Here is a 13,719-nt window from a genome sequence, read left to right on the forward strand (position 1 = left end):
TTTGAATTCTGATTATATAGATCTATTAACCTCTAAATAAGAAGAAGTCATCTTTCATATCTTCAATCTGTGCATCTTCATTTGTGATAATGTAATCAATAGCTTTAGAAGTAAAAGCATCCCCTTTTTCGGTAAGGGATACTATGTTTTTATCTAAAACAATCATATTGTTTTTTAACGCCAAGTCTAACACTGTTCGTGCTCTTACTTTTTGCCAATTAATATGTTCTTGTAAATGATTTACGTGACGTTCTCGTTCTTCGGTATGGTTTTTTAAATGCAATAGGAAAGTTAATAATGACACTTCTACACGTTGCTGCTTTTCTCTATACATAACAGCAATTATTCCTTTACTCGGAGCAAATAAAAACACGATTAAGAATATTAAGCCTAACATGGTGGTTATAGATCCGGCAATAGATGCATCTAGCCAATGTGCAAACCAGTAACCAGAAATAGCGCTTAATACACCAAAACCAACGGCAAGCCAAAGCATTTTCTTTAAGTCTGTGGTTAGTAAATATGCGGTCGCAGCAGGAGCAATCATTAGTGCAACTACTAAAATAGCGCCAACAGCATCAAAAGCACCAACGGTTGTTACCGATGCTACAGACATTAAACCATAATGTATTATTGCTGGTGAAAAACCTAAGGATGCAGCAAGACCTTTATCGAAAGTACTTAGTTTTAATTCTTTAAAAAAAGCGATAAGTAAGCCAATAGTTATAAGTAAAATAGTACCAATAATCCATAAGGATTTCGGACCAACATCTACTCCAGAAATGGTAAGTCTATCAAAAGGAGCAAAGGCTAATTCGCCCAAAAGCACAGCGTCAACATCTAAATGTACATCATTCGCATTTTTTGCAATCAATATAACACCAATACTAAATAGTGCAGGAAAAACTAAACCAATGGCAGTGTCTTCTTTTACTAATCCTGTTTTCTGAATATACTCAACTAAAACCACCGTAATAATTCCGGTAAAGGCAGCTAGTAAAATTAATAAAGGCGAGTTGAGGTCTTGTGTAATAAAGAACCCAATTACAATTCCCGGTAAAATAGAATGACTAATAGCATCGCTAATCATTGCCATTTTTCTTAAGACAAGAAAAGTACCAGGAATAGCACAAGCAATAGCTACTAAGCTTGCAATAAGTTGTATTTCTATTTGCGCACTATTCATCTTTCGTTTCTTGTTTAGTGTATAAATTTTCAGCGGTTTTAAACCCTAAATCCGTTAAGCTCCACATGGAACCACTAATTGTAGCGTAATTTTTCTCCACTAACTTCTGCAGTGTTTTTTTTGTGAAACCTTGAAAATTATTCAATAGTTTAATGGCATGCGGATGTGAAATGTTTTCATGCGTTTCTGCGATATGATGCATGAAAGCTAATGTTTTATGTAGCTCTAAATCGCGTCTATTTTTTATTAATCGAATTTGTTTAAAAAGCAAACCTCTACTTGGAGAAAATATAAAGGAGAATGCAACAAATACGGCAGCAACTAATACAATTACTGGGCCAGTAGAAAGGTTGTTTTGACTGGCGCTAATAGCGGTTCCAAAGACGCCTGAAAAAGCTCCAAAAATTGCAGCTAGAAATACCATTACACTAAGACTGTTTGTCCATTGTCTTGCTGCAGCTGCGGGAGCAAGTAACATGGCGCTCATAAGTACAACACCAACGGTTTGTAGTCCTAAAACAATAGCTAAAACAATAAAAGTGGTAATAAGAATGTCTATGAACTTGGTGTTGAAACCAAGTGTTTTCGTGTAGTCTGCATCAAAAAGTAAGAGTTTAAATTCTTTCCAGAAAAGTAATAGTACAAAGAGGCAAATCCCTGTTACTATTGCCATCAGCCAAACATCACTTTCTACTAAGGTTGCGGCTTGACCAAATAAATACTTGTCTAAACCTGCTTGGTTTGCATTGGGTTGTTTCTGAATAAAAGTTAAAAGCAACATACCGAAACCAAAAAATATAGATAATATTAAACCTAAAGCAGTATCACTTTTTAAATGGGTTTTGGTTATTATTCCTCGAATCCAAAAGGTACCAACAAGCCCGCTAACTAAAGCGCCTAATAATAAAGTGTTGCTATCCTTTGCGCCAGTAATTAAAAAAGCGATTGCAATTCCTGGTAACGCTGCATGCGAAATCGCATCGCCTAAAAGACTTTGTTTTCGTAATACTGCAAAGCTACCAAGCATTCCTGTAACAGCGCCTAAAAGTGCTGTGCCAAGTGTGATGGTTCTTAGTGTGTAGTCTGTAAAGACTAATGAAAAATATTCTGTTATGTCGATGATTCTATATTTTATGTCATTGCGAGACTTTTAAGTCGAGGCAATCTGTTTATTTCTAGTCTTAAGTTGTTTCTAAACCCTTCCGTCTTTAATCTCTTTAAGGAATTGTTTCTAATTATATTTGTTTTTTTGTCAGTTCGAGTGATTCCGATTTTTCTTCGGAATGGTATCGAGAACTTTAAATGACTTCTCGATACCATTTGCTCACGCTTCACAAATCACTCGAAGTGACATCCTTTTATTTAATCGAGTAAACACTGCCGACTGCCACTTCATACTGCATTTTTTTGTTTTTCATCCGAGTAAGTACTGCCAACTGATGACTGCGCACCGCTAACTATTTACTGCTTACTCTTTATTTCTGAACACTTACTTTATAATTAATACCGTAAGTCTTGGTTAAATTATCATCGTTAAAAATATCTTTCACAGGTCCTGTGGCAATTTTCTTCACATTTAAAAACGTTACCCAATCAAAATATTCCGGAACCGTTTGTAAATCGTGATGTACAACAATTACTGTTTTACCTGCTTTTCGTAATTCTTTTAAAATGTTGATAATTGCAATCTCGGTAGTTGCATCTACACCTTGAAAAGGTTCATCCATAAAATAAATAGAAGCATTTTGTACTAATGCTCTTGCTAAGAATATACGCTGTTGTTGTCCGCCAGAAAGCTGACTAATTTGTCTTCCTTTAAACGAAAGCATTCCTACTTTTTCTAAGGCTTCCAAAGCTGCTTTCTTTTCTTTTTGTCTGGGACGTTTGATCCATCCTAAGCTACCATAAGTTCCCATCATCACCACGTCTAAAGCAGTAGTTGGGAAATCCCAATCTACACTTCCTTTTTGTGGTACATAAGCTACTAGTTTACGTTGCTTGTCGTATGGTTTACCATAAATAGTTACGCTTCCTGCAATAGGTTTTAAAATTCCTAAAATAGATTTTATTAGTGTGGATTTTCCTGCGCCATTTGGACCAACAATAGCCATAAGAACACCTTCGGGTATTTCTAAATCAATATCCCAAAGTACAGGTTTGTAGTTGTAAGCAACGGTTAAATCGTCTACTTTTACTGCTAACACTCCTGTGAAGGCAGGAGTCTCCTGATTAGGATTTTTGTTTTTTATATTTTCTTCTGAATTGTTTTTCATTAATACTAGTTTTTAAAACCCTTCCGTCTTTAAGCTTTTTCGGAAGCTTAAATCCACCTTCCCTTAAAAAAAGGGAAGGAATTTATTCTAATTATATTTTGTATTCCATCGAGTAAGCACTGAAAACAGTGACTGAAAACTGTATACTATTTCAAAGCATTCACAATTGTATTCACATTATACTCAAACATACCAATATAGGTTCCTTCTACAGTTCCGTCATTTCCTAAAGCATCCGAATACAAAGTGCCTCCAATAGTAACTTGGTGTCCTTTAGAATTTACCGATGCTTGCAAAGCTTCAATAGTACGTTTTGGTACAGAGCTTTCTACAAAAATAGCTTTTACTTTTCTTTCGATAATAAATGCAGCTAATTTTTGTACATCTTGCACGCCTGCTTCCGTTGCTGTAGATATACCTTGTAAACCAACAACCTCAAATCCGTAAGCTTTCCCAAAATAGTTAAATGCATCGTGCGCCGTTACTAATATCCTTTTTTCTTTTGGAAGCGTACTTATTGTTTGTTTGATATTCTTTTGAAGTGCTTCTAATTTCAAAATATAGGCATTCTTATTTACTTCATAATTTTTAGCGTTTTCTGGATCTTTTTCAGATAAAACAGCAGCTGCTTTTTTAGCAAAGTTCTCAAAATAATTAATATCAAACCAGACATGTGGATCGTAATTGGAGGCAAAATATTCAGAACCTATAAGTGTATTTTTGTCTAAAGCATCAGAAAGCGCTATGGTTGTTTTGTTCGTGCTCTCCATTTTTTCAAGTACTTCAACAAGCTTTCCTTCTAAATGTAATCCGCTATAAAAAATAATATCTGCATTTACCAATTTAGATACATCTCCTTCACTGGCTTTGTATAAGTGCGGATCTACTCCAGAACCCATTAAACCTTGAATATTTACATGATCGCCACCTATATTTTTAACCAAATCTGTAATCATTGTTGTGGTGGTAACGATGTTTAGTTTTCCGTTGTCTTTAGATTCGCTTTTGCAGGCGATTAAAACTAGAGAAATACTAAAAAGTGTAATTATTTTTTTCATAGGTCTAAATATTTATTACGAAGATACTAAAAATGTGTGATTAATTCAGTTTATATCTTACACCAAAGAATAAACGAATGCCTTGATTTGGTCCATATACATATGAAGGATCGAAGGTTAGCGCATATGGATTGTCTGCTGTTGCTATAACATCTCCGTTTCCATTAAACTGTACGTTTTCATCAAAAGGATCGTCTGCTCTTGCAATAATAAACGGATTTCCTTTGTTTGGTGTCCAGTTTAATAGATTTTTAACGCCAGCATATATTTCAAGATTATCAATGCCATCAAATGTTAATTGAATATTTTGAATACTCCACGTTGGCGAATATTCTTGTCTTGGGTCTAATTCACCAAGTAGTGGTAAACGCATTGGGCCATAAATACTTCCGGTATAATCTAAGGTTAGGTTTGTTGGGTAATTTTTATAACTAAAGGACCAAACTCCCGAATATTTCTCGGTAAGTATTTGTTCTGTCTTTTGACCGTTTTCTGTTTGTGATACATCTTGGTAGGTAGCGCCAATAGAAGTTTTAATACCGCTTCCTAAAACGGCATCCACATTAAAACTAAGCCCTTTAGTAGTAGAATAACCATCTAGATTATTATATATGATTTGATTTGGATTGGTGTCGTAATCTGGTATAATAGCATTGGTAAAATAGGTATACCAAGCAGAAGTATCGAAAGTGAAATACATGCCATTTTTTAAGTACATTTTTTTTAAATAATTAAGGTTTATGTTGTAAGATTCTTCAGGATTTAAGGCTTCTTCAATAATAACATCTCTGGATCCGGTAAGTGCTGCGTGTTCTTCGGTAAATAGATTTACCACTCTAAAACCTGTACCCGCATTTAATCGAATAATATCATTGTCTGTTGGTTTGTATTTATACGCGATTCTTGGTGTAAAAATATTACCATGTCTGCTATCGTAGTCATAACGCATTCCTAATAATAGACTTTGTTTTTTACTGAACTTAATTTCATCTTGAACAAATAGCGAAGGAATAGTAACTTGATCTGCATCTTCGGTTGCTGTAGTGTTATCATTGTAGTAGTTGTAACGTATTGCAGAACCAAATAGTAAATCGTGTTTGTTTATTTTTTTATCCCAAATAAATTGTCCGAAACCAATACGTTGTTGTGCTAAATATGGAACATCACCATAAACCGAGTTTTGATCATGGTCGGAATAAGAAAATTGAAAATTTACTTTCTCTTTAATTGGTAATTCATAGTTTCCTAAGATTTCGAATCGAGAAGTATAAATGCTTTCTCCGTAAACTTCATTTCCTCCTCTATCTGCTTTGGTCCATTGTAATTCTCCTCCCCAACGATCTTCGTAAAAGTAACGGCCAGCGAGAGATAATTTTTTATTACTCGCTCTTTTAAAATCCCATTTTTGGAAAACAGAAATACGATTTTGTAATGTTAAGTCTGTGAAATTATCATTGTTATTATCAACAATATTATCGTATTTAAAATAGTTTACACCAAATAAAACCGTTGCTTTTTCATCAATATTAGCTTTAAAACCGGCATCTAAATTCACTTCTCTCCAGCCAGTTATAAAACCGTCAGCAAAGAATCTTGGAGCATTTTCCGGAAGCTTGGTAATCACATTAATTAAACCGCCAACCGCTTCACTACCATACAAGGAAGATGCAGGACCTTTAACAATTTCAATTTGTTCTATTAGTGAATTAGGTATTCCAGATAAACCGTAAACGGTAGATAAACCACTTACAATAGGCATTCCATCGATTAAAACGAGTGTGTAAGGTCCTTCTAAACCATTAATATGAATATCTCCTGTATTACATACATTACAGTTTAATTGCGGGCGAACGCCGTTTACATTTTGAAGCGCTTCAAAAATATTAGGTGTTGGATTTTTCTTTAAAAAGGTTGGAGAGTATACTTCTACAGGAACAGGGCTCTCTAATCTGGAAACCGCTTTTAAGGTTCCGGTTATAATAACTTCGTCTAAATCTTCATTTTCATTTAAATTAAAGGTTATAAATACGGTTTTATCTTTTATGGTTATTGTCTTTTTCTGAAGGGTGTAGCCAGCAAAAGAAGCTGCGATACTGTATTTTCCGGGTTCTAAATTTTTAATAATAAAAGAGCCGTCATCATTGGTTGTTGTTCCTTTTGTAGTGTTTTTTATATAAACATTAGCATAAGGAAGCGGTTCTCCATTAGATAGCACTTTTCCTTTGATGCTAAAGGTGTTTTGCGCTGTAGCGGAAGAAAATAGTAATAGTATAAAAAAATTAATTAGTTTCATCTTGAATTATTTTTAAGCAAATATAAAATTATTTTTAGATTAGTCTAAAAATATTTTAAGAAATATATCTTTTCTATATTTGTATTACATAATTATGCTATGATCACACTAACGGAAGAAAATTATATTAAGGCCATTTATCATTTAGGAAGTACTGGTGATAAAACGGTGAATACAAATGCTATTGCAACGGCCTTAGAAACGAAAGCTTCTTCGGTTACAGATATGATTAAGAAATTATCTGAAAAAGGCTATGCAGATTACAAAAAATACCAAGGAGTTACTTTAACCGATGGTGGTAGAAGAGTAGCTTTAAATATTATAAGAAAACACCGTCTTTGGGAAGTGTTTCTAGTAGAAAAATTAAATTTTTCTTGGGACGAAGTACATGAAGTTGCAGAGCACTTAGAGCATATAAAATCAGAAAAACTAATAGAGGAATTAGATCTTTTTTTAGGTTCTCCTTCTCACGATCCACACGGCGATCCAATTCCGGATAAAGAAGGCAATTTTAAACATATTGAAAAAATTGTTTTGGCAAAAGCAGAAATTGGAGCGGTCTATAAATGTGTAGGAGTTGACGATACATCTTCAGAGTTTTTAAAATATCTAGACAGTAATAATATTGCGCTTGGAACGATAATTACTATCCAACATAAAGAGCCTTATGATAATTCTGTAAAAATTGCGTTTGATGAAAAAGAGATGGTTGTTTCTCAAAATGTCGCTAAAAATATTTATTTAAAGAAGGTTTAGTGATGTAGGCAATCTTTTTGTAAATTATAATTTGGCAGGTTTTAAGATTGGATTTAATGTCTAAAGACACCTTGATTAATTTAAAAGATTACCGCTTTCGCGGAAACTAAAGATGAAACACCTATTATTTATTTTTCTATTATTAGTAACAAGCTCTGGTTTTGCACAAGATTCTATAGTGGAAACCATAGTAACACCGCCAAAAATTGTAACAAAACTTCATTTTGGTTCCAGTGTACAGTTTGCCGATGTTCGATTAAAATTTGTGGAAGTAGTGCAGGATTCTCGATGCCCTAAAGCGGTGCAATGTATTTGGGCTGGGGAAGTAATTGTTTTGGTGGATGTTTTTAAAAACGGAAACAAAATAGCACAAAAAAAGTTAACGATTAATCCTACTTTTTCTTCGCAGGAGCAACTAGGGAATTTGTTTTCTTCGGAAGAACTAGATGTTTCTGGTTTTAATGTTTTGCCGTATCCTGTTTCAGGTGGTAAGGTTCCGATGGAAGAATATTACATTCAATTAGAGGTAAGAAACTAGAAAATTGCGTTATTAAAATGCAGTCGTGTGAGACCGTAAATCTCAAATAGATTGATAATAAATACGGTTTACAAAGACTTTAAATATTCCTATAATTTGTAAGGTTTTTATGACAGAGTGAGCGCGTTAAGGATGAAACGGCATGTTTGAAATCCTTTTTTGCAAAAAAAGATTGAGTAGTGACAGCCTGACTTTTGCGATCCTTTAAGGTTTTTAAAACCTGGAAGGTATGCGTAAAAGTAACGCCCAAATAAAAATTGGTTTTAAATTTATGAGATCCCTTTTTTTAAACGGATTTTAGTGACAACCACAGTCGTCTGTTCCACATGCTTTTTTCGATTTCTTCTTATAAAAATACTTTTTTACAATAAAAGCTACTGCTAGTAAAACAGTAGAAAAAACGAGTATGTCTTGAATGATTGTATTCATAATTTATTGGTCGTTTGCTATTCTATTAATTTACAAAATTTTCTATTAATTACCTCACTTTAAAAACTGATACGCTAATAATGCTGCTACGTAAGCAATAGCGGTCATGATTATTAATTGTAAAGTTGGCCATTTCCAGGAATTGGTTTCTCTTTTTACAACGGCTAATGTACTCATACATTGCATGGCAAAGGCATAGAAAAGTAATAGTGAAATACCGGAAGCTAAGGTAAATAAAGGGCCGCCAGTAATTGGATTTATTTCTTTAGCCATTTTGTTTTTAATGGTCTCTTCTTCATCATTACCAACACTATAAATAGTTGCAAGTGTACCAACAAATACTTCGCGAGCAGCAAAAGAACTAACAATAGCAATACCAATTTTCCAGTCGTAACCTAAAGGTCTTATAACAGGTTCAATAGCTCTTCCTGTGATACCAATATAAGAGTATTCTAATTTTTGCGAAGCTACTTTCTGATTGATTTCCTCTTCCGATAAGTTTTGCGAAGCGTATTCTGTTTTCACAATCTCTTCTGCATTATTAAAGTTTTTTCCTGGTCCGTATGACGCTAAAAACCAAAGTACAATAGATATGGCAAGGATTATTTTACCAGCTCCAAATACAAAAGATTTTGTTTTTTCTAAAACGGTTAAAGCAACATTTTTTATAAGCGGTAATTTGTAGTTTGGCATTTCTACTACAAAGAAGCTTTTGTTCTTTATTTTAAGTACTTTATTTAATAGGTATGCTGAAAAAATTGCGGTTCCAAATCCTATTAAATATAATAGCATTAGTGTTAACGCTTGGTAGCTTAATCCTAAGATTCGTCCTTCCGGAATTACCAAAGCAATGATAATTAAATATACCGGTAATCTTGCAGCACAAGTAGTAAACGGAGTTACCAAAATGGTGATTAATCGTTCTTTCCAACTTTCAATATTTCTGGTTGCCATAATTGCTGGAATGGCACAAGCAGTACCCGAAATTAGAGGTACTACGCTTTTTCCGCTTAGTCCAAAACGTCGCATAATTCTATCCATTAAAAAGACCACACGACTCATATAGCCACTTTCTTCTAAAACGGCTATAAATAGGAATAAGAATGCGATTTGTGGAATAAAAATGATAATTCCGCCAAGTCCTGGGATAATACCTTCGGCAATTAAATTAGTAAAAGCACCTGCTGGCAATGCGTTTTTTGTCCATTCACTTAAAGATGCAAATGTAGAATCAATGAAATCCATTGGTACGCTAGACCAATCGTAAATTGCTTGAAAAATGGTTAGCAAAATGAATGCAAAAATAACGTAACCCCAAACTTTATGGGTTAGTACTCTATCTAAATTTGCTCGTAAACCTTTGGCTTGACTCGCATCAATAGTTTGTCCTTTTTTAAGCGTATTGTTTATAAACTGGTAACGTTTTATTGTTTCTTTTTGTTGCAGCTTTTTAAGATCTGCCTTCGATTTTGTTTTAAAGCTAGCGATAGCTTCTAGTTCCTGCCTGTCTGTTTTTCCAAAATTTACATCCTGTGTAATTACTAGCCAAAGTTTGTATAATAGTTGATTAGGAAATGCTTGACGTAATCTATCAAAATATTCTTTATCTATTTCTGAAGCATGCAAACAAGGCGTAATCGATAATTCTTTATAATTAGCAATGTGTTGTTTTAAGGTATCTATACCTTCGTTTTTACGTGTGCTTATTAAGGCTATTTTAGTATTTAGTTGTTTTTCTAAATAATCAATATCTAATGAAATACCTTTGTATCGCATTCTATCCGACATATTAATAACTAGAATACAAGGGATTTCTAAATCTTTAATTTGCGTAAAAAGAAGTAGATTTCTTTTTAAGTTTTCTACATCGCTGACTACTATTGCAACATCTGGATAGTCTTTATCTGTTTTATTTAAAAGCAGTTCTATAACTACATTTTCATCTAAAGACGAAGCATTTAAGCTATAGGTTCCTGGTAAATCTATAATGTGTGCTTTTACACCACGCGGTAATTTGCAGATACCTTCTTTTTTTTCGACTGTAATTCCAGGGTAGTTACCCACTTTTTGGTGTAGACCTGTAAGCGCATTAAATACAGAAGTCTTCCCTGTATTTGGGTTTCCAATAAGCGCAACATTTATTTGTTTACTCATGGACTATTTTTTCGATTAGTATATGACTTGCCGTTTCTTTTCGAATTGCTAAATGCGTACCATTAATATTCAAATACATGGGATCTTGGAAAGGAGCAACCTGTAAAAGTTGGACTGTATTACCAGGAAGACAACCCATTTCTAACAGTTTTAACGGTATGTGAGCAGAAGAAACATCAGTGATAATGCCTTGTTCTCCACGTTTAAGATGTGCTATAGTTACTTGCAAGCTTATTTAGATTGATTTTAAAGAAGCAAATGTAGTATAAAAGTAGTAGCTAAAAAAATTGTTGCTTAATAAACTATTTATATTCTTTTTTTAGGATTTTTATATCTTCAATAAGTTGTGCTATTTCTTCCGGATTGGTGCCGTCATAAAAACCTCTTATTTGTCGCTTTTTATCTATAAGAATAAAGTTTTCTGTGTGTATCATATCATACGCATCACCAGTTCCAGCAGTTTTCACTGCTAAGTAACTTTTTCTAGCGAGTGCATAGATTTGTTTTTTATCTCCAGTTACTAAATTCCATTTATCATCATGAACACCTTTTTTTAGTGCATAACGTTTTAATTGTGCCACGCTATCTATTTTAGGAGTCACCGAATGGGAAAGTAACATAACGTCATCGTCATTTAGAATCTCTTTTTGAATTTGAGACATATTATCTGTCATTATTGGGCAAATAGTTTGACAAGTAGTAAAAAAGAAATCGGCTACATAGATTTTATCTTTATAATCCGCTTGCGTTATTGTTTTTCCGTTTTGATTGGTAAGGCTAAAGTCTGCAATTTTGTGATATTTTTTTACGTATTGCATGGTGCTGTCTACCAATTCTGCATTTACCAAAGCAGGTTGATAAATAGGTAGTACTTTTTCTACTTTTAGAATATTGTAGAAAATAGTGATGATGATGATGGACAGAATTCCTAAAACAAGAGCGAAATATTTATAATCTTTAAAAAACGAAAGCATAAAAAGTGTTTTGTTATGCAAAATTACAAATTATTTCATGCGGTACTAGTAATAATGGTTACATAAGTTAAAACTAAATATTGTAACTTTAAATTCTTAAAAAAAACTATTGAAATGAAATATTATTTTTTATTGATCACCTTGCTTTCTATAGGTTCTTCTTTTTCACAAACCTTTGATGAAGATTTAAATACCCTTGTGGAAGGCGAAGCTAAATCGGCTTATAATAGAATTTACAACCATAGAGTAAATCTAAATACAGGGAATTATGATGTTACCTATCATAAATTAGAATTTACTATAGACCCAAGTGTGGCAAGTATTTCGGGGATTGTGACTACACATTTTGTAGCAAAAGAAAATATGACCGAAGTAACTTTTGATTTAGCAGATAATATGCTTGTTTCTCAAGTTTTACAAAACGGAAATAGCTTAACTTATTTGCAAAATGTAGATGATGAGTTGGTAATAACTTTACAAACAACGGTGAATACGGGGCAAACAGGAATTGTGGAAATCACCTATTCTGGGAATCCTATAAGTTCTGGTTTTGGTTCTTTTGCACAAACGACACATAATAGTGATCCTATTATTTGGACATTATCAGAACCTTATGGCGCAAAAGGTTGGTGGCCTTGTAAACAAGATCTAAATGATAAAATTGAAAATATAGATGTGTATATAACTACGCCGCAGTTCAATTCGCAAGGCGAAGAATATATTGCGGTAAGTAATGGTGTGGAGCAAAGTCAAACCGTAAATGGCGCTAATAAAACAACATATTACAAACATGAGTTTCCTATTCCTGCGTATTTAATTGCAATTGCAGCAACAAATTATGAAGTGTATTCGCATACCGTTCCTAATAACGGAAACCCTTTTGAAATTGTAAATTATGTATATCCAGAAAACCTTACTTCTGCACAGACAAGTACGGCAGTTACTGTAGATATTATGGAATTGTTTTCTACCAAGTTTGAAGAATATCCGTATGCATCCGAAAAATATGGACATGCTCAATTTGGTTGGGGTGGAGGAATGGAGCATACCACAGTTTCTTTTATGGGAAGTTTTGGAAGAAGCTTAATAGCTCATGAATTAGCACATCAATGGTTTGGCGATAAAATTACTTGTGGTAGCTGGAAAGATATTTGGTTAAATGAAGGTTTTGCTACGTATTTAGCAGGACTAGTAATTGAGGATTTTGATGGAGAAGAAAGTTTTAAAAACTGGAAACAAGGACGTGTGAATTCAATAACCTCGCAACCAGATGGGGCTGTATATTTAGCAGATTCCGATACTACAAGTGTTGGTAGAATTTTTAGTAGCAGATTAAGTTACAATAAAGGATCGATGGTATTACACATGCTTAGAAAAAAAGCAGGTGACGCTAATTTTTATCAAGGCATGCAAGATTACTTAAGTGATACGGATTTAGCTTTTGGTTATGCTAAAACACCAGATTATATTGCTAAAATGGAAGCGGCTACTGGTGAAAATTTAACGGAGTTTTTTGACGATTGGATTTACAATCAAGGATATCCATCTTACAATATTAGCTCGAGTTGGTTAAATGCAAATCAACTTCAATTTCAAATAAGCCAAACACAAAGTCATAGTTCGGTTAGTTATTTTGAAGCACCAATTCCGTTACGAATTGTAGGTACAAATGGAGAGATTTTAGATATTGTTTTAGATAATACTTTTCAAGGAGAAACATTTGTAGAAACCGTAAATTTTGCGGTAAGCGACGTGTTATTTGATCCAGAATTTGATTTGATTTCTAAAGATAATACGGTAACGTTAAGCACGAATACCTTTCAAATAGAAAACAGCTTAATAATGTATCCTAATCCAACAACAAGCTATCTTAGATTTGATAAACCGGATGCATTAGTGATTCATCAGATTCAAATATTTGATGTTTTAGGCAAGTTGGTGTTAGAGACAGATTATCAAGAAAGTATCCGTACAGAAGGCTTGTCTTCTGGTATTCACTTTGTAAAATTTACTACGAACCAAGGTGTTTTTCATAAAAGGCTGTTAAAGGATTAAGCA

Annotated in this window: 12 protein-coding genes; 3 read left to right on the top strand and 9 right to left on the bottom strand. The window is 33.6% G+C overall.

Annotation, left to right across the window (positions count from 1 at the left end):
• Positions 1-25: 25 nt before the first annotated feature.
• From ACVCXO_RS16470 to ACVCXO_RS16490, 5 genes are all read right to left on the bottom strand, one after another.
• Positions 26-1,186 (bottom strand): metal ABC transporter permease, encoded by a 1,161-nt coding sequence (locus ACVCXO_RS16470; RefSeq protein WP_452230685.1) that lies wholly within the window; start codon positions 1,184-1,186, stop codon positions 26-28.
• Complete coding sequence (locus tag ACVCXO_RS16475) at positions 1,179-2,306, bottom strand: metal ABC transporter permease (RefSeq protein ID WP_452231168.1); 1,128 nt, start codon at positions 2,304-2,306, stop codon at positions 1,179-1,181. The genes ACVCXO_RS16470 and ACVCXO_RS16475 overlap by 8 nt, the downstream gene beginning before the upstream one ends.
• A gap of 355 nt (positions 2,307-2,661) precedes the next feature.
• On the bottom strand, positions 2,662-3,459 hold the full coding sequence (locus ACVCXO_RS16480; RefSeq protein ID WP_452230686.1) for a metal ABC transporter ATP-binding protein: 798 nt from the start codon (positions 3,457-3,459) through the stop codon (positions 2,662-2,664).
• Positions 3,460-3,605: 146 nt separating this feature from the next.
• Positions 3,606-4,517 (bottom strand): metal ABC transporter solute-binding protein, Zn/Mn family, encoded by a 912-nt coding sequence (locus tag ACVCXO_RS16485; protein ID WP_452230687.1) that lies wholly within the window; start codon positions 4,515-4,517, stop codon positions 3,606-3,608.
• Between the two features lie 40 nt (positions 4,518-4,557).
• Positions 4,558-6,810: a TonB-dependent receptor gene (locus ACVCXO_RS16490; RefSeq protein WP_452230688.1), complete on the bottom strand. Its 2,253-nt coding sequence runs from the start codon at positions 6,808-6,810 to the stop codon at positions 4,558-4,560.
• Between the two features lie 99 nt (positions 6,811-6,909).
• Here ACVCXO_RS16490 and ACVCXO_RS16495 point away from each other — a divergent pair, with 99 nt between their 5' ends.
• Both ACVCXO_RS16495 and ACVCXO_RS16500 read left to right on the top strand, forming a co-directional pair.
• Positions 6,910-7,566 (top strand): metal-dependent transcriptional regulator, encoded by a 657-nt coding sequence (locus ACVCXO_RS16495; protein ID WP_452230689.1) that lies wholly within the window; start codon positions 6,910-6,912, stop codon positions 7,564-7,566.
• Positions 7,567-7,678: 112 nt separating this feature from the next.
• Positions 7,679-8,104 (top strand): hypothetical protein, encoded by a 426-nt coding sequence (locus tag ACVCXO_RS16500; RefSeq protein ID WP_452230690.1) that lies wholly within the window; start codon positions 7,679-7,681, stop codon positions 8,102-8,104.
• A gap of 297 nt (positions 8,105-8,401) precedes the next feature.
• Here ACVCXO_RS16500 and ACVCXO_RS16505 read toward each other — a convergent pair whose 3' ends face one another.
• The 4 genes from ACVCXO_RS16505 to ACVCXO_RS16520 form a co-directional block, all read right to left on the bottom strand.
• Positions 8,402-8,533 (bottom strand): FeoB-associated Cys-rich membrane protein, encoded by a 132-nt coding sequence (locus ACVCXO_RS16505; RefSeq protein ID WP_452230691.1) that lies wholly within the window; start codon positions 8,531-8,533, stop codon positions 8,402-8,404.
• Positions 8,534-8,587: 54 nt separating this feature from the next.
• A complete protein-coding gene (feoB, locus tag ACVCXO_RS16510; RefSeq protein ID WP_452230692.1) occupies positions 8,588-10,687 on the bottom strand; it encodes a ferrous iron transport protein B in 2,100 nt (699 codons plus the stop codon).
• A complete protein-coding gene (locus tag ACVCXO_RS16515; protein ID WP_452230693.1) occupies positions 10,680-10,916 on the bottom strand; it encodes a FeoA family protein in 237 nt (78 codons plus the stop codon). The genes feoB and ACVCXO_RS16515 overlap by 8 nt, the downstream gene beginning before the upstream one ends.
• A gap of 73 nt (positions 10,917-10,989) precedes the next feature.
• Positions 10,990-11,661 (bottom strand): SCO family protein, encoded by a 672-nt coding sequence (locus ACVCXO_RS16520; RefSeq protein WP_452230694.1) that lies wholly within the window; start codon positions 11,659-11,661, stop codon positions 10,990-10,992.
• 114 nt (positions 11,662-11,775) lie between these two features.
• On the opposite strand from ACVCXO_RS16520, the gene ACVCXO_RS16525 reads away from it, so the two are divergent.
• A complete protein-coding gene (locus ACVCXO_RS16525) occupies positions 11,776-13,716 on the top strand; it encodes a M1 family aminopeptidase (protein ID WP_452230695.1) in 1,941 nt (646 codons plus the stop codon).
• Positions 13,717-13,719: the final 3 nt, after the last annotated feature.

Source organism: Lacinutrix sp. MEBiC02404, from assembly GCF_053601575.1.

Coding starts and splice junctions, on each gene's coding strand:
- ACVCXO_RS16480 (WP_452230686.1), bottom strand. CDS start 3,459: ATGAAAAACAATTCAGAAGAAAATATAAAAAACAAAAATCCTAATCAG.
- ACVCXO_RS16500 (WP_452230690.1), top strand. CDS start 7,679: ATGAAACACCTATTATTTATTTTTCTATTATTAGTAACAAGCTCTGGT.
- ACVCXO_RS16485 (WP_452230687.1), bottom strand. CDS start 4,517: ATGAAAAAAATAATTACACTTTTTAGTATTTCTCTAGTTTTAATCGCC.
- ACVCXO_RS16525 (WP_452230695.1), top strand. CDS start 11,776: ATGAAATATTATTTTTTATTGATCACCTTGCTTTCTATAGGTTCTTCT.
- ACVCXO_RS16470 (WP_452230685.1), bottom strand. CDS start 1,186: ATGAATAGTGCGCAAATAGAAATACAACTTATTGCAAGCTTAGTAGCT.
- ACVCXO_RS16490 (WP_452230688.1), bottom strand. CDS start 6,810: ATGAAACTAATTAATTTTTTTATACTATTACTATTTTCTTCCGCTACA.
- ACVCXO_RS16505 (WP_452230691.1), bottom strand. CDS start 8,533: ATGAATACAATCATTCAAGACATACTCGTTTTTTCTACTGTTTTACTA.
- ACVCXO_RS16520 (WP_452230694.1), bottom strand. CDS start 11,661: ATGCTTTCGTTTTTTAAAGATTATAAATATTTCGCTCTTGTTTTAGGA.
- feoB (WP_452230692.1), bottom strand. CDS start 10,687: ATGAGTAAACAAATAAATGTTGCGCTTATTGGAAACCCAAATACAGGG.
- ACVCXO_RS16495 (WP_452230689.1), top strand. CDS start 6,910: ATGATCACACTAACGGAAGAAAATTATATTAAGGCCATTTATCATTTA.